At 74.3% G+C, this 1,267-nt stretch carries 1 protein-coding gene; it reads right to left on the bottom strand.

Features of this window, described 5'->3' with window-relative positions; genetic code table 11:
* Nucleotides 1-20: 20 nt before the first annotated feature.
* On the bottom strand, nt 21-1,267 hold a 1,247-nt coding region (locus E1283_RS36280), incomplete at its 5' end, for an outer membrane protein assembly factor BamB family protein (RefSeq protein ID WP_165956379.1).

Here is a 1,267-nt window from a genome sequence, read left to right as displayed (position 1 = left end):
GGTGGGTGGGGAGAAACGGCCTACGACTGCGACTGGCGCGTGCCCCGCGCCGCGTCCAACGCGTACACGCAGTGGTCCTTGCTGCACGCGAAGACCATGCCGTCCGCCGTGGCCGGCGTGCCGGTGATCGCGCCGCCGGTCTCCAGCTTCCAGCTGAGACGGCCGCTGACCGCGTCCAGCGTGTACAGGCAGTGGTCCTCGGAGCCGAAGTGCAGGCGGCCGCCGCTCACCACCGGGGAGCCGACGATGGAGTCGCCCGCGGCGAAGCGCCACCGCGGGGTGCCGCTGACCGCGTCGAGCGTGTACATCGCTGTACCGCTGCCGAGATGCACCAGGCCGTCCGCGACCAGGACCGGGTCGGTGCCGGCGCGGGCCTCGGTGGCGATGCGCCAGCGGTCGTCGCCGGTGGTGACGTCGAGCGCGTAGACCGTGCCGAGGTAGTCGGCGAAGTAGATGCCGGCCGCCCGGCTTCTCGGCGACTCGTACGTCGGCGGGCACAGGATGGCCGCCGGCGCGTCGAAGCGCCACCGTTCGGCGCCGGTGGCCGCGTCGAGGGCGAGCACCCGGGAGCCGGCGCTGACGTGCACGACGCCGTCGTCGCTGGGGGCGACGCGGACCGGCACGCCGCCGGTGACGGACGTGTCGCCGACCGGGTGGCGCCACAGCTCAGCGCCGGTGCGGGCCTCCAGGGCGTAGAGCAGGCCCTCGCCCCACAGGTAGACCACGCCGCCGTGGACCACGGGCGCGGTGTCCTGGGTCTCGAAGTCGGTCTGGGCGCCGGACAGTTCCCACAGCTGCTCACCGTTGGCGGACTCCCAGGCCTGCACGCCGCCGCCCCTGGTGGCGGTGACCACGGTGCCGCGGTCGGCACGCAGGGCGTAGATCCAGCCGTCGAGGGAGATCCGCCAGCGGTCGGCGCCGCCGGCGGCGTCCAGCGCGTAGAGGCTCGGCCCGTCGGAGGCGAGCACCCGGCCGCCGGTGACGGCCATCGACCAGGCGACCTCGCGGGTCTTGAACTGCCGCCGCCCGCTGGCCACATCGAGCGCGTGTACCTCGAACGAGGTGACGTAGAGGAGCCCGTCGCGGACCACGGGCGAGCCCCAGAGGTCGTTGTTCATCCGGAACCGCCAGGGCCGCCAGCGGGCCACGGCGGCCCTGGCCAGCTGCCGGTCCAGGGTGACGGAGGTCAGCAGCCGGTGCTCCCCCGCGTGGTAGAGCTGTGCGCCCTGGCCGCAGACCGCCAGGCCCTCGTAGCCCAGGTCGTCGA

Source organism: Streptomyces hainanensis, from assembly GCF_004348415.1.
Lineage (GTDB): Bacteria > Actinomycetota > Actinomycetes > Streptomycetales > Streptomycetaceae > Streptomyces > Streptomyces hainanensis.
Note: the sequence above shows the minus strand (reverse complement) of the source record. Positions and strands in the feature narration are given on the sequence as shown.